The 16,023-nt window shown below is 62.2% G+C and carries 19 protein-coding genes and 1 other RNA gene; 6 read left to right on the top strand and 14 right to left on the bottom strand.

Annotated features, from left to right (window positions below):
- Positions 1-5 precede the first annotated feature (5 nt).
- The 7 genes from AC23D4_RS22370 to AC23D4_RS22340 form a co-directional block, all read right to left on the bottom strand.
- Positions 6-854 carry an ATP-binding protein gene (locus AC23D4_RS22370; protein WP_472887854.1) on the bottom strand — a complete coding sequence of 283 codons (849 nt, stop codon included), beginning with the start codon at positions 852-854 and terminating at the stop codon, positions 6-8.
- Entirely contained in the window at positions 851-1,333 is a 483-nt protein-coding gene (locus AC23D4_RS22365; RefSeq protein WP_472887853.1) for a hypothetical protein, read from the bottom strand. Before AC23D4_RS22365 ends, AC23D4_RS22370 begins: the two co-directional genes overlap by 4 nt.
- Positions 1,334-1,344: 11 nt before the next feature.
- The gene (locus AC23D4_RS22360) at positions 1,345-1,608 is read right to left on the bottom strand and encodes a helix-turn-helix transcriptional regulator (RefSeq protein WP_024973176.1); all 264 of its coding nucleotides are present in this window, start codon (positions 1,606-1,608) and stop codon (positions 1,345-1,347) included.
- A gap of 85 nt (positions 1,609-1,693) precedes the next feature.
- Entirely contained in the window at positions 1,694-2,626 is a 933-nt protein-coding gene (locus tag AC23D4_RS22355) for a hypothetical protein (RefSeq protein ID WP_487623671.1), read from the bottom strand.
- A 13-nt stretch (positions 2,627-2,639) separates the two neighbouring features.
- Positions 2,640-4,076, bottom strand: a complete 1,437-nt coding sequence (locus AC23D4_RS22350) for a hypothetical protein (RefSeq protein ID WP_472887851.1) — start codon at positions 4,074-4,076, stop codon at positions 2,640-2,642.
- Between the two features lie 102 nt (positions 4,077-4,178).
- A complete protein-coding gene (locus AC23D4_RS22345; protein WP_472887850.1) occupies positions 4,179-5,015 on the bottom strand; it encodes a hypothetical protein in 837 nt (278 codons plus the stop codon).
- Positions 5,016-5,294, bottom strand: coding sequence for a helix-turn-helix domain-containing protein (locus AC23D4_RS22340; RefSeq protein WP_058719261.1), 279 nt, complete (start codon positions 5,292-5,294; stop codon positions 5,016-5,018).
- 227 nt (positions 5,295-5,521) lie between these two features.
- On the opposite strand from AC23D4_RS22340, the gene AC23D4_RS22335 reads away from it, so the two are divergent.
- Genes AC23D4_RS22335 through AC23D4_RS22315 form a run of 5 tightly spaced genes read left to right on the top strand, consistent with a single transcriptional unit; the run spans position 5,522 to position 8,397 of the window.
- Positions 5,522-5,713 (top strand): hypothetical protein, encoded by a 192-nt coding sequence (locus tag AC23D4_RS22335; RefSeq protein ID WP_045535126.1) that lies wholly within the window; start codon positions 5,522-5,524, stop codon positions 5,711-5,713.
- Positions 5,713-6,165, top strand: a complete 453-nt coding sequence (locus AC23D4_RS22330) for a DUF2924 domain-containing protein (RefSeq protein WP_472887849.1) — start codon at positions 5,713-5,715, stop codon at positions 6,163-6,165. Before AC23D4_RS22335 ends, AC23D4_RS22330 begins: the two co-directional genes overlap by 1 nt.
- Positions 6,162-7,550, top strand: coding sequence for a recombinase family protein (locus tag AC23D4_RS22325; protein ID WP_472887848.1), 1,389 nt, complete (start codon positions 6,162-6,164; stop codon positions 7,548-7,550). The genes AC23D4_RS22330 and AC23D4_RS22325 overlap by 4 nt, the downstream gene beginning before the upstream one ends.
- Complete coding sequence (locus AC23D4_RS22320) at positions 7,550-7,921, top strand: site-specific recombinase resolvase (RefSeq protein WP_472887847.1); 372 nt, start codon at positions 7,550-7,552, stop codon at positions 7,919-7,921. Before AC23D4_RS22325 ends, AC23D4_RS22320 begins: the two co-directional genes overlap by 1 nt.
- Positions 7,918-8,397, top strand: coding sequence for a LacI family transcriptional regulator (locus AC23D4_RS22315; protein ID WP_472887846.1), 480 nt, complete (start codon positions 7,918-7,920; stop codon positions 8,395-8,397). The genes AC23D4_RS22320 and AC23D4_RS22315 overlap by 4 nt, the downstream gene beginning before the upstream one ends.
- Positions 8,398-8,484: 87 nt before the next feature.
- On the opposite strand, the gene AC23D4_RS22310 is transcribed toward AC23D4_RS22315, so the two are convergent.
- Complete coding sequence (locus tag AC23D4_RS22310) at positions 8,485-8,979, bottom strand: Dps family protein (protein ID WP_472887845.1); 495 nt, start codon at positions 8,977-8,979, stop codon at positions 8,485-8,487.
- A 194-nt stretch (positions 8,980-9,173) separates the two neighbouring features.
- On the opposite strand from AC23D4_RS22310, the gene katG reads away from it, so the two are divergent.
- Positions 9,174-11,348 carry a catalase/peroxidase HPI gene (katG, locus tag AC23D4_RS22305; protein ID WP_472887876.1) on the top strand — a complete coding sequence of 725 codons (2,175 nt, stop codon included), beginning with the start codon at positions 9,174-9,176 and terminating at the stop codon, positions 11,346-11,348.
- Between the two features lie 323 nt (positions 11,349-11,671).
- Here katG and ssrA read toward each other — a convergent pair.
- From ssrA to ompA, 6 genes are all read right to left on the bottom strand, one after another.
- Positions 11,672-12,060: a transfer-messenger RNA gene (ssrA, locus tag AC23D4_RS22300) on the bottom strand.
- A 13-nt stretch (positions 12,061-12,073) separates the two neighbouring features.
- Entirely contained in the window at positions 12,074-12,748 is a 675-nt protein-coding gene (locus AC23D4_RS22295) for an HAD-IA family hydrolase (RefSeq protein WP_472887844.1), read from the bottom strand.
- Positions 12,745-13,449: a bifunctional 2-polyprenyl-6-hydroxyphenol methylase/3-demethylubiquinol 3-O-methyltransferase UbiG gene (gene ubiG, locus AC23D4_RS22290; protein ID WP_472887843.1), complete on the bottom strand. Its 705-nt coding sequence runs from the start codon at positions 13,447-13,449 to the stop codon at positions 12,745-12,747. Before ubiG ends, AC23D4_RS22295 begins: the two co-directional genes overlap by 4 nt.
- A 21-nt stretch (positions 13,450-13,470) precedes the next feature.
- Positions 13,471-14,700, bottom strand: coding sequence for a hypothetical protein (locus AC23D4_RS22285; protein WP_472887842.1), 1,230 nt, complete (start codon positions 14,698-14,700; stop codon positions 13,471-13,473).
- Positions 14,701-14,702: 2 nt separating this feature from the next.
- Positions 14,703-15,242 carry a hypothetical protein gene (locus AC23D4_RS22280; protein WP_472887841.1) on the bottom strand — a complete coding sequence of 180 codons (540 nt, stop codon included), beginning with the start codon at positions 15,240-15,242 and terminating at the stop codon, positions 14,703-14,705.
- 75 nt (positions 15,243-15,317) lie between these two features.
- A complete protein-coding gene (gene ompA, locus AC23D4_RS22275; protein ID WP_472887840.1) occupies positions 15,318-15,983 on the bottom strand; it encodes an outer membrane protein OmpA in 666 nt (221 codons plus the stop codon).
- Between the last annotated feature and the right edge of the window lie 40 nt (positions 15,984-16,023).

Here is a 16,023-nt window from a genome sequence, read left to right as displayed (position 1 = left end):
TGCGATTACTCCTGAGATTCGATGTGTGCGGGGTTGGCGGCGCTGGCTAGCGCGGGGACAGCGCCCGCGCACTTGGTGATCAGCGCGCCGAGATGCGGCGGCTCCAGCAGGTCGAGACGACCGCTGCGGTCTTTGGCCGGGAAGCCGTAGGGATTGACGGTGTGCGTGATGAAGGCGCGGTAGGAACTGCCGTCCTCGGCCTTGATCTCGGCCAGCGTCACGACCTCATCGACGATGCCGGGCAGCTCCAGGCTGGTCTTGCTGCCTTCGATCTGCGGGACGAACACCTTGCGATTGAAGTCATCCAGTCGCTCATCGAGGATCGCCACGAACACAACGTTCTTGCCACGGACGTGCTGCAGGTGGGTCAACGCGCCGATCATTTCCTGGCCGAGCAGCCCGTAGGCCGCGCGCAGATCGGGCTTGCCGGAACGATCACTGACCGCCCCGGGCTGCGTCTTGCACCACGCAAAGCACTGGCGAGACAGTTGCGTGATCGAGTCAAGGAAGAAGGTCTGGTAGCGACCGAGCTGCGTCGCATCGCCAAACTTCTCGATGACGTGGTCGTAGTGCGCCTGCGAGAACGCGCTCTCCGGCGGCAGCGACTTGTCCGGGCCCGCAAGGAACACGAAGAAGTCGCGGCTCTCGGGCCAGGACGCCGGGCGGATGGTGTCGCCCGGCCAGTCGGCGACCGCCAAGTCGCCTGCCTCGATGTCAAGGAACAGTGTGGTGGCGGGGTCGAGGTCTTTGAGCCGGGACGTCTTGCCGATGCCGGACTTGCCCAGCATCAGCAGCTTCACGCCCTTGCGCTCGGCCATCCGCTCGACGGCGGACACGATGGGTAGCCGCTTCATGCCTCACCCCCATCGGTGCTCAGGGTGAAGGACGGCTTGCCGGAATCGACCGTGCGGGCGGCCGCGAATTGCTGCTGCAATGCAGGCGGCCAGTTGATGTACCGGGACTCGGACACTGAGAGCTTGACGTCGAGGTAGCCCTCGACCTTCTCGCCTGAGGCCACGATGCGCTCGGCGATTTCGCCCAACTGTTTCTGGTTCCAGCTGACCTTTTTGGGCAGCTCAAACTTGATGTGCAGCGGGCCGTCGCTGATGTGGGCGGTACCAAAGTCACGGCCTGATTCACGCAGTGCGACACGGGCCTGCTCGCCGTAGCACAGTTCCAGCGCCGCATCGAACTTGGTGCGAGCCTTCTTTAGCCAGTCGATGGCAGCATCAAGGTTCTTGTCGACCTCGCGCTTCTGCTCGGGCGGCAGCGCGGCCAGTTGTTTCACGGACATCTCGGCGATGTCGACGGGGAAGATGGTCAGATCGCTCATGGCCGTCCTCCTCACTGGTACGCACGAGTGAAGCTCGAGTAGCGCGAGACGCGGCGCTCGAAGGCTTCGATTTCGTGCAGGAGGTAGGTGACCCGGCGACCGAGCTTGCAGTAGATGGGGCCGAGCTGCTCTTGACGCCAGCGGCGCAGCGTCTTGACGGAGAGCCCCCAGCGGATGGCGAGCTCGTTTTCGTCGAGTGCGATGCAGGTTGCACCGCCGGGATTCATCCGGCGGGGATTCCGACCGGATTCGATTGATGGAACTTGGGTTTGCATTTCGATGTGCCTCCTAGATGAAATGGGCACATCGAAGTCTCCGCACGGGTTTATGGCCCGTGTCTGGTTTGATTTATGGGCGCGTTTATGGGTTGCGTCGCAGGCGGTATTTGCCGCGCTTGACCAATGCGATCACGTCCTCGCGCTCAGCCTTTCCGCCGAAGGCGTCATCGAACGACTGGTAGCCGGTATTGGCGATCCTGTTGACCTCGGCCCAGGAAACTTCGGGCGCGTTCTTTCCGTCGGCACTCCACATCTGCTTGACGATCTTGGCCCGCTCCGCAGACAGCTCGCGTGATTCGGAGAAGTGCGGCAACTTCAAACGATTGCCTTGGAAGAACTGCTCTGGCTCCGGCGCACCGGTGGGGGTGATGAAGCCACGCAGCACCCTGTCGAATGCGCTCGCGTCGAAAACGTCCTGACCGTCGTCCACGCGAACGAACTCGTCCAGACCGCGCATGACATGGTCGCGGGGCAGCTCAACTGGATCTCGCTGATGCCGCAACACGATGCCGCCACGCGGCCAGATCGGATCACTCAAAACCGAGGTCATCGCGGCAACAGGAGCACGCTCCCACGCTCGGGCAACGAACACCGGGGCGAAGTCGTGGGTGCCCGCGATTCGCACTTCCCCGAGGTGCCACAGGTGGCCCGGCACGCGATGTCGGCGGTCGGAACGCTGTCGATCTTCGATGCCGATCAAGGACGCCAAGTCGGCGAGCCACGCATCCACCTGGAGGGCGTACAACGCGATGTCGGCAAGAGGTCGCTCAACTGTTCGTGATCGCTGCTGCGGGCTGCGGTACCGGTACACCGCCGCATCCTGATCGATCTCAACCTCGACTTCCTGCTCCGAATCCCGGACGGGGACCATCACATGGCTGAGGTAGTCCTCTTCCGTGACCCATCGTCGTTGCAGGAACGTTGGTATGCATCGTCCGAGCGCCGCCGCCATGACGCGGGACTCAACCCGGGGCAGCCGCTCCAGCACTGCCAGAAAGCTCAGATGCGCCGACATTGCGGTAGCGCCTTCAGAACTCACGGAGCACCCCAATTCGCGTGAGCTGTTCCAGAACGCGCTTTCGGTCATCTTCGGTCTTGCTCTTGTCGTTCAGACCGTTCGGCGACGTGATTTGGACGGCGACGTTGTGGGCCTTGCGGTGCGGCTGTTTGGCCATCCTGAATACCAACTTCACCTGCGCCAGCGTGTATTCCGTCAAGTCGTCGATGCCATAGTCGTCATAGGCGACCTGATAAATCTGCCGGGTGTCGCGCCGATCCTTGCCGATCAGCATCGTGCTCGACAGATGCTGGATCAGCTCACGTCCGTTGGCCGCGTCGGTGGTTTGCTGCTCGAACGGCCGCGCCACCTTGATCTGCAAGATCGAAATCTTTTCGATGCCCGCCACTCGCTCCTGCTCGATGCGCTTGAGCATCGCCGGTGTCGAGAATCCGAACAGGTCGAATTCGCGCATCGGCATGTCGTTGATCTCCCCGTCGCACGCCAAGACGACATCGCGGAAGATGGTCGCCAGTTCACGGCGCACCTCACGGTCTTCGCAGAACACGCCGAGCGCACCGGTGCCGGGCTCCCACGAAAAGCTGGCCGACATCGCTGCAGGTTCTTCGTGCTCGACCACCTCGCCGTTGGCAACCTGCCGGAAGTGCGCCGTCGACCCGTTGAAGGTTGCAGTCAGGGTGTGCAGGAGCACGGGCGTGACCTCGTCAGAGTCCTTGCCGCCGCAGCGGTCGGCATGCGCGAGATCACGGCGCGTGAACTGCTCGATGATGATTTGGTCGGGAGCCACTTGCGGGAACAGCGCCGAAATGCGCCCGCGCAATACACCCTCAACGTCGGTATCAATGCTCGGCACCACGCCCTTCGGGCCGAGGTAGTGGCTGGAGTAGTTCTCGCTCTTCCATTGCCGATGCATCACTTGCACGCGCTCGGCATTGTCGAAGCGCTGATCGCGCGTGGCACCGGTCTCCGGAAAGTCCTGCAGCAGGCAGAGAAACAGGGCCCGGCTGTAGCGATCACTCGGCGCGGCCATGATCGCTGCGTCATTGATGTCCTCGTCGTCAAGGAGAGACTGGACGGCCTGCGCACCGTACTCGTCATCGAGCAGCACCACGCGCTCGGCCGCCCGCTCGATGTGCTGCTGCACGTCCGAGCCGAGCTTGGCGACGGCGTGGAACATCGCCTTGCGCGACTGCACCGCGAGGATGCCTTTGGCCGCGTGTGTCAGCGCCGCCACTTCCGGCAGCGACGTGGCGCTGGCGCGCTCGACCAGGAGCAAGGCGAGACCGGGTCGCTTGGCCTTGCGAACCAGGGTCACGAAGTGCTCCATACACGGCAGGATTTCCGGGCCATCGTCCGATTGGCGGGATCGCGCCTGCTTCGCGGACTGCTGCGGCGCGGCGGTCGGCTGGTTGTGTTCTTGAGCGATGATTTGTTCGTCCGCTGGCATAGGCAATTTCCTTTTCTAAACGAAGTGCGCGATTGCGCGAGTAGTTAACTGAACGGTTCAAAAAATGCCGACACGCGGTCGGCGGCGGGATGAAGGCTTTGATCAGAAGATCTTGGCCCCCGGCTTGAGAAGGCCATAGCGCTCCATCCGCACCTGGATGAACCGCCGGTTGACGCCGAAGCGCTTGGCCACGGCCTTCTGCAAACATTCGATGTCGCCATCAGCCGTCAGGTAAAGACTGGTGCCGGGCAACTCGGGGTCGAGCGACGGGCTGCGATGGATCGTCACGCCGTGTTGCGCAGCCATCTCTTCGACAGCCAGATTCAACCGCTGGCGCGGCACCAGCAGCGACCCCATGAACTCGTTGGCACGCAGCTCGGCGAAGTATTCTTCCTTGGTGGTGTGGCCCGGAATCGCCTGGGAGGGCGTCGCAGCCGCCTCGGCGACGGGCGTGACTTTCGCCAAGTGTTCGACGTCGCGTGTGGTCGTGCGGTAGGCGCGCCGCGCCGCGTCGCTGGGTTCATCGAACAGACCCGGCCCCTTGCTGGCATCGACGATCCATCCTGGCGCATCGAAAATGGCGTGGCCGAGTTCGTGGCCAAGGGTGCTCAGTACCAGTTCCTCGCTGGCGTTCACGCCAACCGGCGACACCGACACCATCGCCGTGTCCGGCACGCCGGGGTCGTACTCACAGATGCCCAGAACAGGGTTGCCGCATTCGTCATGCACAACATTCCCGGTGCCGACGAACAGGTCGAAGACCACGCCGTTGATCTTCAGGCCGGAGATGGCGCTCAGGGTTGCGAGCGGGATGGCATCGGCAGCCGCCTCCACCAGTTGCTGGCGGGCCAAAACGGCGATGCCCTCAATCTCGGAATTCTTGATGTAGCTGGGGCGTTTTCGGTCGCAATGCCGGTAGCCAAGAGTCAACACCGGCATTCACTTGTCCCCCGTCGCTTGCTTGCGATACATCCGTACCAGGCCCCCCACGTCGTCGCGCATGTCTGGCGGAAGGCGGCTGGCCTCAACAAAGGCGTCGTCGACATTCTCGCCAAGGATTTCTGCCGCCTTGCGGATCAGCTCGTCCTTGGGCGGCTTCTCGATGTCGCGCTCTATGCGCGACCAGTAGGCAGGCGAGATGTCCAGCTGCCGGGCGAAGTCATTCATCTGAATGCCCTTCGCCTCCCTCTTCTGTCTGATGTAGGCACCAAATGCCATGTCGTGACCCAATTGCGTGATTAGTTAATTGACGCCATCGTATCGAGCAGATCGGCACCTGTCAACTGTTTCGTTAACGCGCAATCAGGTTCCCTGCCAGACAAGCGCCGCTGGCCTGCCGGGGCTTCGTGGCCGCGCCACCGAATGAGCGCGATTACCCGGAATTGCCATCCGCTTCGGAACATCGCGAACATCATCTGAGACGGTTGCAATTCCTCGGAGCCGTCATGAAGAACCTCGAACTCGCATCTCCCTCGGAGATGTCCGCCAGCGCCCGCGCTGGCGAAATCACCGCCATCCTTGCGGCCGCCATCGTCCGCACCGTCGTCGCAGAAGCGCCAAAACAGAGAGAAGTTGGCCTTGGCTTCCTGCCCGACCAGCGCGTTCATACAACCCCCTATCAACAGGAGAAGTTGTGATGAACGAGAAACAAGCATCCGTCGCCGCGCGGATCGCGGAGCTGTCGAGCCTGCCCATCGCCGAGTTGTGGCCAGTGTGGGATCGGTACTTCAGCAGCCGCCCCAACAACCCGAACCGCGTCTTCATCGAGTCGCGCATCGCCTACAAGATGCAGGAGGAAGCCTTCGGCGGTCTGGCGCACAACACGCGCCAGCGCCTGGAGGCCATCGGTGCCAAGCATTCCAACATCAAGCTGCGGGCTCGCCCGCGCGACACCAACTTCGCGCCCGGCACCGTGCTGCTGCGCGAATGGGGCGACCGCGAGCACAAGGTGGCGGTCACCGCCGAAGGTCTGTTCGAGTACGAGGGAAGCACCTTCAAGAGCCTGACAGCCGTGGCCCGGCAGATCACCGGCACGCACTGGTCGGGGCCACTGTTCTTCGGTCTGACCGGCAAGGCAGGTGCGCAATGAGCGACGCCACCCAAATCGCCTCTCCCAAGGCGCGCAAACGCTGCGCCGTCTACTGCCGGGTGTCGTCGGACGAACGCCTTGACCAGGAGTTCAACTCCATCGACGCGCAGAAGGAGGCTGGCCACGCTTACGTCGCAAGCCAACGCGCAGAAGGATGGATTCCTGTGGCCGACGACTACGACGACCCCGGCTTCTCCGGCGGCAACACGGATCGGCCGGGGCTAAAACGCCTGATGGCCGACATCGAGCGCGGTCAGATCGACATCGTGGTGGTCTACAAGATCGACCGCCTGACGCGCAGCCTCGCCGACTTCTCCAAGATGGTCGAAGTGTTCGAGCGCCAGGGCGTGTCGTTCGTGTCGGTCACGCAGCAGTTCAACACCACCACCTCGATGGGACGGCTGATGCTCAACGTGCTGCTGTCCTTCGCCCAGTTCGAGCGCGAGGTCACCGGCGAACGCATCCGCGACAAGATCGCCGCCAGCAAACGCAAAGGGATGTGGATGGGTGGCGTGCCGCCGCTCGGCTTCGACGTCGAGAACCGTCTGCTGGTCATCAACGACACCGAGGCGGCGGTGGTGCGGCGCATCTTTGAGGAGATGCTGACCATCGGCTCGCCCACCCAGATTGCCGCGAACCTGACGCTGGATGGCATCACGACCAAGGCGTGGACGACACAGGACGGCCAGACGCGGGCGGGCACGCGCATCGACAAGAAGTACCTGCACAAGCTGCTGCGCAACCGCATCTACCTCGGGGAGTTGTCGCACAAGGGCAGTTGGTACCCGGGCGTGCATCAAGCCATCATCGATCCCGGGCTGTGGGGCCGGGTTCACGAGGTGCTGGCCAAGGACGGTCACACCCGGTCGGTGGAAACCAAGATCAGGTCGCGCACCGACGCCTTGCTGCGCGGCCTGCTGTACGCACCCTCAGGCGAGCGGATGTACCCGACCTACTCGCGCAAGAACGGGCGCAAGTACCACTACTACGTGTCCAAGTCGGAAGCGAGGTTCGGCGCGCCGGGCAAGAGCTACGAGCGCTTGCCCGCGCCGGAGATCGAAGGGGCGGTAGTCGCCCAGATCCGAACGGTGCTGACCAGCCCCGAAACCGTGGCGTCGGTGGTGCGGCACATCCAACGCAACGGGGCCCAGATCGACGAGGCCACCACCGTGATGGCTATGGGACGGCTCAACAACGTGTGGGATCAACTGTTCCCGGTCGAACGCCACCGCATCGCCAATCTGATGATCGAACGCATCGACCTCGTCCACGCGGGCGAGGTGCAGGGGATCAAGGTGAAGTGGCGTGAGGTGGGTTGGAACGCGCTGATCGAGGAGTTCGCCCCGGACAGCATCGGTGCCGAACTGCTGGAGGTCGAAGCCTGATGATTGATCCGATGGAAACCTTTGTGCCACTGACGTTCCGCCGCCGGGGCGTCCAACGCGTGGCTGCCGACGACCGGCACGTCCACGACGTGACCCTGCTCGACGGTGTGGCACGCGCCTTCTACTGGCAGCACCTGCTGGACACCGGCGCGATGCAGAGCGGGTCGGCAATCGCCCGCGCCGAGAAGCTGCACCACTCGGTGGTCAACGAACTGCTGCGCCTGACCCTGCTGGCCCCCGACATCATTGAGCAATTCATGGCGGGCAAGCAGCCACGGCGGCTGACGCTGATGTGGTTTCAGCGAAACCGCCTGATGGTGGACTGGCACGCCCAGCGCCAGCTCATGGCCAGTTTTGAGGAGGATGTGTGAGCAAGAAGCATCGCGGCCACGCCAAGGGCGACCCAGTGACGTATCAGACGCCGCTGCCTGCTGGCGGCGTGCAGATGGAAACCTTCCTGCCCTGGACGCTGGTGCGCCGGGGCCTGAAGAAGCAGGTCATCACGCCGCTGGACGCGCCGCAGGAGTTCCTGGACGAGGCCCGCCGTGAGCGGCTGGTGCGCGAGATGGCGCAGGACACTCCCTTGATGCGGGCGCTCGGCCTCGCACACCACTGGCAGCGCCTGCTGGACGAAGGACGATTCAGTTCGATGACCGAGATCGCGGCAGCCGAGGGCATCGACCTCGGCCAAACGAGCAAGATGAGCCGACTGGCACAACTGGCCCCCGACTTGATCGAAGCCATCGCCCTGGGACGCCTCGATGTGGGCGTCAGCCAGTTGCTGCGCGGCAGGTTGTCGGCGTCCTGGCTGGCGCAACGTGAGGCTTTGGTGGCAGGCTCGCGCTGACCGCAATGCCGCGCCGACACGCCGCCTCAGGGCGGTTTTTTTGTGCCGCCCATGGCAGGATTTGCCAAAAAACCGTGCAATCGAGCCTTACTCTTCCAGCAAGCTACGCAGCATCCACGCAGTCTTTTCGTGGACATCAATGCGCTGGGTCAGCACATCAGCCGTGGGCTGATCGTTGGCATCGTCCACGACAGGGAAGAGCTTGCGGGCGGTTCGTGCGGTGGCTTCCTGTGCGGCCACCAGATGGCGGATCATCTCGGTAGCCTTGGGCACGCCCTCGACCTCCTTGATGGAAGCAAGCTTGACGAACTCCTTGTAGGTGCCCGGTGCAGGGAAACCCAGAGCCCTGATGCGCTCAGCAACAATGTCCAATGCGTTCCACTGCTCCGTGTACTGCGTCATGAACATGTTGTGCAGACTGTTGAACTGGGGACCGGTGACGTTCCAGTGGAAGTTGTGGGTCATCAAGTACAGCGTGTAACTGTCGGCCAAGAGAGCAGACAGCCCCTCTGCGATCTTCTTACGATCGGCATCCGAAATGCCAATATCCATGGTCATCGGTTTGACTTTCTTTTCTTTCATAGTATTATCCTGTCGTCGTGATTAAGCCGTTTTGGCTAGAAGCGGTCTCTCGCCCAACCCAAAATGGTGCATTCGAGACCATAATAACGATAACTGTAACTTTTCTTTTCAAAGCGTCTGCAAAGATACTTCGAGTAGGTGTCTCTAGGACCATAAAGCCATTTCGGTTAACAACGCAACCAAAGGAGCGAAAGATGGAAAATAAAGACGCAAGTTCTGCTGGCAAGTGCCCGGTGATGCACGGTGGCGTCACCTCGGCGAGCATGTCGAATATGGAGTGGTGGCCCAAGGCCCTAAACCTGGACATTCTGCACCAACACGACAGCAAGACAAACCCATTCGGGGTTGGCTTCAAATACCGCGAAGAGGTCAAGAAGCTCGACGTTGAAGCACTCAAGCGCGATCTCAAAGCCCTGATGACTAACAGCCAAGTCTGGTGGCCAGCTGACTGGGGCCATTACGGCGGCCTGATGATCCGCATGGCTTGGCACTCCGCTGGTACGTACCGCATCGCGGACGGCCGTGGCGGTGGCGGCACGGGCAACCAGCGTTTCGCTCCAATCAACTCCTGGCCCGACAACGCCAACCTCGACAAGGCACGCCGCCTGCTCTGGCCGATCAAGAAAAAGTACGGTAACAAGCTTAGCTGGGCCGACCTGATTATCTTGGCTGGCAACGTTGCCTATGAATCGATGGGCCTGAAGACCTTCGGCTTCGCCTTTGGCCGTGAAGACATCTGGCACCCTGAAAAAGACACTTACTGGGGCTCCGAAAAAGAGTGGCTCGCTCCCAGCGGCAGCGCCAACAGCCGCTACTCTGGCGAACGCGATCTGGACAACCCACTGGCCGCCGTGATGATGGGCCTGATCTACGTGAACCCTGAAGGCGTGGATGGTAAGCCTGACCCGCTCAAGACGGCGCACGATGTGCGCGTGACCTTCGAACGCATGGCCATGAACGACGAGGAAACCGTGGCCTTGACTGCCGGTGGCCACACCGTTGGCAAGTGCCACGGTAATGGCAACGCCGCCAACCTAGGCCCGGCTCCTGAAGGTGCCGAGTTGGACGAACAAGGCCTGGGCTGGCAAAACCACACGACCCGTGGCATTGGCCGTGACACCGTGACCAGCGGCATTGAAGGTGCATGGACCACCCACCCGACCCAATGGGACAACGGCTACTTTCATCTGCTGCTCAATTACGACTGGGAGCTTAAGAAGAGCCCAGCGGGTGCGTGGCAATGGGAGCCGATCAACATCAAGGAAGAAGACAAGCCAGTTGATGTGGAGGACCCGTCCATCCGCTACAACCCGATCATGACCGATGCCGACATGGCCATGAAGATGGACCCGGCGTATCGGAAAATTTCGGAACGCTTCGCTCAAGATCAAGCTTACTTCTCTGAAACCTTTGCCCGCGCCTGGTTCAAGCTCACCCACCGCGACCTAGGACCGAAGTCGCGCTACATCGGCCCATACGTTCCGCAGGAAGATCTGATCTGGCAAGACCCGGTACCCGCTGGCCGCAAGGACTACGATGTGGCGTCCGTGAAGTCCAAGATTGCCGCCAGCGGACTGAGCATTCCTGAGATGGTCAGCACCGCATGGGATAGTGCCCGCACCTACCGTGGTTCGGACAAGCGCGGCGGTGCCAATGGTTCACGTATCCGTCTGGCTCCGCAGAAGGACTGGGAGGGCAATGAGCCGACGCGTCTGGCCAAAGTGCTGGCAGTGTATGAAAAGATCGCCGCCGAGACCGGCGCCAGCGTGGCCGATGTGATCGTGCTGGCGGGTAACGTCGGCGTGGAGCAAGCCGCCAAGGCCGCAGGGGTGAATGTGGTGGTGCCCTTTGCCCCGGGCCGTGGCGATGCGACCCAAGCACAGACCGATGCCGACTCCTTCGATGTGCTGGAGCCCTTGGCCGACGGTTTCCGCAACTGGCTGAAGAAGGACTACGTGGTGAGCGCGGAAGAGCTGCTGCTTGACCGCGCCCAGTTGATGCGCCTGACCGCTTGCGAAATGACCGCGCTGGTGGGCGGCATGCGCGTGCTCGGCACCAACCACGGCGGTAGCCAGCACGGCGTGTTCACCGACCGCGTCGGCGCACTGACGAACGACTTCTTCATCAACTTGACCGACATGGCCTACAGCTGGAAACCCACCGGGCGCAACAGCTATGCCATCGTGGATCGCAAGACCGGTGCCACCAGATGGACGGCTACCCGCGTCGATCTGGTCTTCGGCTCGAACTCAATCCTGCGCGCCTACGCCGAGGTCTATGCCCAGGACGACAACCGCGAGAAGTTCGTCAACGACTTCGTGGCTGCTTGGACCAAGGTCATGAACGCCGACCGATTCGATCTGTCCTGATCGTTCCGTACAAAGCGGACCAATGAATGACCGAACTGCCAGTGTGCGGTTCGGTCTTTTTTTGCCTTTCGCTGTCTCGGTCGCGCGCTCCCGAGCAGGCGAAGAAGCAAACCGATGAGCCGCAAACCCGCGCCAACACACGACTTCAGGCCTTGAATGCTCAAGAGGGCAGCAGAGAACAGAGAGAGAGAAACGGCCGAAAGTGCGCCGGGAACGGCAACTTCGGGAGGTGCGTGCTCAAGAGGCCAAGGCCGGAAACCGCACCAACACTGGGGGAACGGGCAAAAAAATCCCAACCGGATAAGGGTTGGGATTTCACATTATGGTGGAGCTGGGGGGAATTGAACCCCCGTCCGCAAGCCTTCTTCGCGCAGTTCTACATGTGTAGCCGTCTGATTTGAGTCTCGCTTCCTGTATCGCGCAGCGGCACGCTATACAGGACGCCAGTAACCTTGAATCTTGCTGTGCGCCAAGTTACCCGACGCCCAGCCAGCCTATTGAATTATCTTTGCAGCCTGGACTCTCGCGGCTTGCGCCGTCTGAACCCTTGCCCAGCCCATAGGCCTGCTGTTGCAAAGCTCACCGGCAATTAAGCGGCGAGTGCGAAACGTTCGTCGTTTGCAGTTAGTTTTTTTCTGCGGATTTACGAGGTGACAGAACCTCGACATGCCCTGCTGCGTGTCCGAACCCACGTCGAAACCAGTGCAGCCCCTGAGTATCCAAGTTTAAGGCAGTTGGAGCAATTTCAAGACCTGCAATGGAGAAAGAACTTCCGCATCAGCGCCCCAATGCCCGGTTTCACCCCCAACACCGAGGTAACCATAGCGCGCAGCCACTGTGAACATGCCCGCCTCGCGCCCGGCCACGATGTCGCGCTCGTCATCCCCCACGTAGATGCAAGCGTCCGGGCTCACGCCAAGGCGACGCGCGGCCTCGCGCAAAGGCTCTGGGTGCGGCTTGGGCCAGGGCGTGGTGTCACCGCACACCACCGCCCCCGCCCCGGACAGCATGGGCAAACCCGCCAGCACCGGCTCGGTCAGGCGTTGCGCCTTGTTGGTGACGATGCCCCAGGGCATTTGCCCCAGCGCCAGCGTGGCCACCAGTTCCTCAACCCCTTCGAAACACCGGGTATGGTGCAGCAGGCACTGCTCGTAATGAGCCAGAAACTCCTGTTTGAGGGCATCGTAGGCAGGATCGGCCGGGGGAACCCCGAAGGCCACCTGGATCATGCCTCGCGCGCCCGAACTGGCGTGGGGCCGGTAGCCCTCCAGCGGCAATGCGGGCAACTGCCGGGCCGCACGCATCCGCTCGACCGCCAGCGCCAGGTCGGGTGCACTGTCCACCAAGGTACCGTCCAGATCGAACAGCACCGCCTTCACTGCAAACCGTGGAAGCTTCATGCCTTGCGCGTGGCCAGCAGGTAGTTCACGCTGGTGTCCTGGCTCAACCAGTAGCGCTTGGTCAGGGGGTTGTATTCCATGCCACGTGTCTGGACCAGATCAAGGCTCGCAGCGCGGCAATAGCCCGCCAGTTCGCTGGGACGGATCATCTTGGCGTATTCGTGCGTGCCCTTGGGCAGCATTTGCAGCAGATACTCGGCGCCCACGATGGCAAACAGGAACGACTTGGGGTTGCGGTTGATGGTGGAGAAAAACACCCACCCCCCCGGCTTGACCAGTTCGGCGCATGCACGCACCACCGAGGCCGGATCGGGCACGTGTTCCAGCATCTCCATGCAGGTCACCACATCAAAAGAAGCCGGCTGCTCCGCAGCCAGCGCTTCGGCGCTGACTTCCCGATAGCTGACACCGGCCGTGCCGGCTTCCAGCGCGTGCAGCTGGGCCACCCGGAGCGCTTTTGTGGAAAGGTCGATGCCTGTGACCTGGGCGCCTTTGCGGGCCATGGAGTCGGACAGGATGCCGCCGCCGCAACCCACATCCAACACTTTTTTGCCCGACAGGCTGGCGAGTTCGTCGATCCAGGCCAGTCTCAAAGGGTTGATCTGGTGCAGCGGTCGGAATTCGCTCTCGGGATCCCACCAACGGTGGGCGAGATCGGAAAATTTGGCCAGTTCGGCCGGATCGGCATTGACGGGATTCATGATGCGGATTTTCACACGCCTTCAGGGTGCGAGTCCGTGCTGTGTGGCGAAGTGCTGTCGCTCGCGAAGGACATCAGCGGGCGATATGCAGATTTTTGGCGCTTGCAGGCCCAGGTACTGCAGTTGCTGGCGGTAGTCGGGGTTCTGGTAGGGATCGGCCACCACGTAGCCGGCTTGCCCGGTGCACGTGCCATCGGGTCGGCAATCTTTCCAGGTTGCGCCAAAAACGATCCGCCCATCACGCGTCAAGCCAGGGAAGGCACTGGCCAGCACCTGCGTGCGCCAGTCTTCGATCCGAAACACCTGTCCTTTCAGCGCTGGCCGCGGGTCCACAAAATAGACCGACGCGTTGTCGGTGTAGGTCAGCATGGCAGGCTGGTCGGTGGCGAAGCCGAAAACCGCTTTCCCCGGCGTTGCCTGCAGGTCCCAGCGCAGGTCGCAGGGATGAACAGGAACCAGCGCCCCCTGGGCCAGACCATAGACGCGCATGCTCGGCTTCCCCCATCGGGGGTTGATCGGGATGGCAGAAAACGCCAGGCCATCGACCGACAGCATGGGCAGGGTGTAGACATTGCCGTCGATGACCTCGCGGGACCGGCAGATGAACTGCGGGCCAGAGTCGTGAACGACCTCGACCCCGCGCGCATCATCGCGCAGCCCCAGCGTGCGCACCTGGAGCGGACCAGTGCCCTGCCCCGCCCGGCCTCCCTGGGGCCAGCTCATGGACCGGATCCAGATCAGCGAAGGGTCGGGGCTCTGGACCCTGTCCAGCTCGGAGGCGGCGGCATAAAAGCCCTTCATGCCGCCTTTGAACAAGGGCCGCGCCACCTGCTGCTGGCGCACGATGTCCGAAAAACGGTAGTGGCTGCCATCCACATCCACCAGATAGCGCCAGCTGCCCTGCACGGGAAAAGCCTCGTTGCTGAGTGGGGTCTTGCGCACCGTCATCCGGCCGTTGGGTTCTGAGGGCAGTTCGATCAGGGCCACCTGGCCCAGTTGCGCCCCCGAAAACGAGCGCAGGACAAAACGCCCGTCAGGACTGATGCGCTCGTAGGTCCCCAGCGCAGCCATGCCCTGGCTGTCACGCCCCACCTGTGCCGGATCGAGTGGAAGGTAGCTGACGGCCTCGATGCACGACCCGTCCCGCGCACCTTGTGCGGGCTGCGACAGGACGTCAAAACCCGTCAGCGCCAAGGCTGCGCCAGCAAAGACCAGGAAAACGGGTTTGAGCACCATCAATACACTGGTCAAGATCAATGTCTGGAAGGGTGAACCAGCGCACGCTGCAGCGCAAGCCACCGGAATTGCAGGGCCTCACGCCATGCCTCGTCGGGCATCACACCCCAAACGGGCCAGGGATGGAGTTGTGACCCCAGCGACACGAAACTCATGGGCAAATGGTTCACACCGCGCCAGAGCCATTGACAACGGGCCGGCATGGCGTGCAATGCATACGGATCGTTCAACGTGGATGCAGGGGAAGCCAACGCCGCCCGCCATTCTTTTTCCGGCACCCGGGGATCTTTCCAGCTCAATACCCGGTAACCGATCGCTTCGGCAGCCTGTCTCATGCGCGACCACTCCAGCAGGCTGTAGACCATGCGAGGAGACAGCAGCATGATCACCACGGGCTTGCTGGCGTCGGTCGGCGGGCTCACCAAGCACACTTTCTCTTCCGCCGTCATCACCCGCACGGCACGCCAGGATGCCTCCGGCAACTCGTCCTGCGCACTGGCGGGCCAGGCCCAGGGACTCAGGAAGATGCCACTCAGCAGGCTGAACAAACGGGGCATGGGGCTTGATGGCGTGAAAAAGCCCCATGCGCTTTCGCGCATGGGGCTTTGTGTCAGAAGCGCCGCAAGCGGTGCTTACTGGCCCGAACGGGTGCCAACCACTTCAACTTCCACGCGACGGTTCTTCGCACGGCCTTCGCGGGTGGCGTTGTCGGCCACCGGCTGGGTCAGGCCCTTGCCTTCGGTGTAGATGCGGTTGCTTTCGATGCCCTTGCTCACCAGATAGGCCTTGACGGCTTCAGCACGGCGAACCGACAGGGCTTGGTTGTAGCCGGCAGGGCCGGTCGAGTCGGTGTGACCCACAGCGATCACCACTTCCAGGTTGATGCCGCCAACCTTGCTGGCCAGATCGTCCAGCTTGGCCTTGCCTTCGGGCTTGACCACAGCCTTGTCGAAGTCGAAGAAGGCATCGGCAGCGTAGGTCACCTTGGTGGCTGCGGGAGCAGGGGCCGGAGCCGGAGCCGGAGCGGGAGCAGGTGCAGGCGCTGGTGCAGGAGCAACGGCAACAGGTGCAGGAGCCGGTGCAGGAACAATGGCTCCGTCGCAACCCTTGGCAGCGGTCGCCGGCGTCCAGAAAGCGTTGCGCCAGCACAGGGTGCCATCGCCGTTCCTCCATTGCAGGTTGCCGTGGCCATTGCGCCAGTTGTCATTGGTTTCAGTGCCGCTGGAGGGCGCGGCAAATACAGCCGAAGCCATGGCGGCGGTTGCAAACAGCATTGCCACTTTGTTCAGTTTTTTCATGGTTTTTTCCTCTTAGTTTGAGCCGCGGACGGGCCATATA

It is taken from the genome of Hydrogenophaga sp. L76 (assembly GCF_057654755.1).
Note: the sequence above shows the minus strand (reverse complement) of the source record. Positions and strands in the feature narration are given on the sequence as shown.

Excerpts from the sequence above, each read along its gene's own strand:
- AC23D4_RS22370 (WP_472887854.1), bottom strand. The coding sequence starts at position 854 with ATGAAGCGGCTACCCATCGTGTCCGCCGTCGAGCGGATGGCCGAGCGC.
- AC23D4_RS22365 (WP_472887853.1), bottom strand. The coding sequence starts at position 1,333 with ATGAGCGATCTGACCATCTTCCCCGTCGACATCGCCGAGATGTCCGTG.
- katG (WP_472887876.1), top strand. The coding sequence starts at position 9,174 with ATGGAAAATAAAGACGCAAGTTCTGCTGGCAAGTGCCCGGTGATGCAC.
- AC23D4_RS22310 (WP_472887845.1), bottom strand. The coding sequence starts at position 8,979 with ATGAAAGAAAAGAAAGTCAAACCGATGACCATGGATATTGGCATTTCG.
- ubiG (WP_472887843.1), bottom strand. The coding sequence starts at position 13,449 with ATGAATCCCGTCAATGCCGATCCGGCCGAACTGGCCAAATTTTCCGAT.
- ompA (WP_472887840.1), bottom strand. The coding sequence starts at position 15,983 with ATGAAAAAACTGAACAAAGTGGCAATGCTGTTTGCAACCGCCGCCATG.
- AC23D4_RS22335 (WP_045535126.1), top strand. The coding sequence starts at position 5,522 with ATGAAGAACCTCGAACTCGCATCTCCCTCGGAGATGTCCGCCAGCGCC.
- AC23D4_RS22340 (WP_058719261.1), bottom strand. The coding sequence starts at position 5,294 with ATGGCATTTGGTGCCTACATCAGACAGAAGAGGGAGGCGAAGGGCATT.
- AC23D4_RS22355 (WP_487623671.1), bottom strand. The coding sequence starts at position 2,626 with ATGTCGGCGCATCTGAGCTTTCTGGCAGTGCTGGAGCGGCTGCCCCGG.
- AC23D4_RS22280 (WP_472887841.1), bottom strand. The coding sequence starts at position 15,242 with ATGCCCCGTTTGTTCAGCCTGCTGAGTGGCATCTTCCTGAGTCCCTGG.
- AC23D4_RS22350 (WP_472887851.1), bottom strand. The coding sequence starts at position 4,076 with ATGCCAGCGGACGAACAAATCATCGCTCAAGAACACAACCAGCCGACC.
- AC23D4_RS22320 (WP_472887847.1), top strand. The coding sequence starts at position 7,550 with ATGATTGATCCGATGGAAACCTTTGTGCCACTGACGTTCCGCCGCCGG.
- AC23D4_RS22360 (WP_024973176.1), bottom strand. The coding sequence starts at position 1,608 with ATGCAAACCCAAGTTCCATCAATCGAATCCGGTCGGAATCCCCGCCGG.
- AC23D4_RS22295 (WP_472887844.1), bottom strand. The coding sequence starts at position 12,748 with ATGAAGCTTCCACGGTTTGCAGTGAAGGCGGTGCTGTTCGATCTGGAC.
- AC23D4_RS22330 (WP_472887849.1), top strand. The coding sequence starts at position 5,713 with ATGAACGAGAAACAAGCATCCGTCGCCGCGCGGATCGCGGAGCTGTCG.
- AC23D4_RS22325 (WP_472887848.1), top strand. The coding sequence starts at position 6,162 with ATGAGCGACGCCACCCAAATCGCCTCTCCCAAGGCGCGCAAACGCTGC.
- AC23D4_RS22345 (WP_472887850.1), bottom strand. The coding sequence starts at position 5,015 with ATGCCGGTGTTGACTCTTGGCTACCGGCATTGCGACCGAAAACGCCCC.